This is a genomic window from Rhizobacter sp. P2_H2 (genome assembly GCF_056403375.1).
Window position 1 is genome coordinate 1 of sequence record NZ_JBFUFP010001212.1, and the last position, 1,503, is coordinate 1,503.

3 protein-coding genes are annotated in these 1,503 nt (G+C 67.5%); 2 read left to right on the plus strand and 1 reads right to left on the minus strand.

Translation table 11 applies throughout. From position 1 onward, the window contains the following. A partial coding sequence (locus tag AC1D15_RS31645) for an NnrS family protein (RefSeq protein ID WP_477829164.1) occupies positions 1-468 on the minus strand: 468 nt, incomplete at its 3' end. A gap of 128 nt (positions 469-596) precedes the next feature. On the opposite strand from AC1D15_RS31645, the gene AC1D15_RS31650 reads away from it, so the two are divergent. Next, the gene (locus AC1D15_RS31650) at positions 597-1,133 is read left to right on the plus strand and encodes an RrF2 family transcriptional regulator (RefSeq protein WP_477829165.1); all 537 of its coding nucleotides are present in this window, start codon (positions 597-599) and stop codon (positions 1,131-1,133) included. Between the two features lie 64 nt (positions 1,134-1,197). Then, positions 1,198-1,503: hypothetical protein (locus AC1D15_RS31655; RefSeq protein WP_477829166.1), on the plus strand; the 306-nt coding region annotated here is incomplete at its 3' end.

Genomic DNA, 1,503 nt, shown 5'->3' on the forward strand with positions numbered 1-1,503 from the left:
CAGGTTTCGCGAGCGGATCACCAGGTCGGCGAACAGCGCGGCCACCAGCGGCAGCAGGGTCACGTCGAGCAGGAAGAAAACGGGGTAGGGCGCGCACAGCCCGGCCACGCGGGCGGACAGCCACAGTGCGGCCAGCGCGCCGAGCAGGCCGCCGCGCGGCGTCGGCAGCTGCGTCCACAGCTGGCCGGCGGTGAGAAGGAAGCCGATCACCACCGCGCCGACGACGCCGAAGATCATCTCGTGCGCATGCCACAGCGCGGGTGCCAGCGTGCCGGGCAGCGCGAGGCGGCCGGTGAAGACGAAGAACCAGGCCGCCATCAGCACGACCGCGGCGCTCGCGGCGCCCAGGTAGAACGGGCGGAAGCCCAGCCTCAGCAGCGGCCACCCGCGGGGCGCCGGTGGCTTCGCCCGCGGCGACGGGACGGCGACGCGGATGGGGCGGAACGAGGAGGCGCTGGGCGTGGACATGATGGGTGCTTATTAATGCATTTAAATGGCATCTTAAAGCCGACGATCGCACCATGGCAAGCAAGAAGCTATGCCACTTTGTCCCACCCTAAAGTAAACTAAAACATGCTTGTTTGCTGGAGTGGCCCGTGCGCCTGACCGTCTACACCGACTACACGCTGCGCGTGATGATGTACCTCGCGGTGGCGTGGCCGACGGGGCGTGTCGCGACCATCGACGAGATTGCCGGCGCCTACGGCATCTCGCGCAACCACCTGACGAAGATCGTGCACGAGCTCGGGCTGAACGGCTTCATCGCGACGACGCGCGGCCGCGCCGGCGGTGCGATGCTGGCCCGTGCGCCGAACGAGATCTCGATCGGCGACATCGTGCGCATGGCCGAGAAGGACTTCGCGGTCGTCGCATGCCACGACACCGCGGTGCCGCACGGCTGCCGGATCTTCGCGGCCTGCAACCTGAAGCGCGTGCTGGCGCGCGCGGTCGACGCCTTCATGGCCGAACTCGACGCGATGACGTTGCAGGATGCGATCACCGTGCCGACGGTGGCCGCCTCGCTGCTGGGCATGAGTACGGAAGAGCGGCCGGTGAGGGTGATGCGTTCCCGACCGCCGGTCGCGAAGGAGGCCTCGGCCAAGCGCTCGCTGCGCGCCACGAAGGCGCGCTGATCCATCAGAGATCGAAGCCCGGCTGCGCGGTGGGGCGGGGAGGTCAAACTCGCCGAATGCCGGCATGATCGTCTACATCATCCTTGCCGCCGTCGGCGTTGCCTTCAGCCTTGCCGTGCTTGCGGCGATCGTCTGGGCATTGACCCGCCCGAGTGACCGCATCCAGATGGCCAGCCTGTGCCTCTTCGGCTGCATTGCCCTGTATTGCGCCGGGGCCGTGCAGATCCATGATGCCGACGCCATGCTGGGCATCCTGGCGGGTGCGTATGCATTGCTGCTCTATGGGGTGCTTGCTGCCTTCGCCATCTTCCAGAAGCGCTGGGCATGGAAGGCCACCATCGTGGCGTTCGTCGTTCACGCTGCGCTGGTC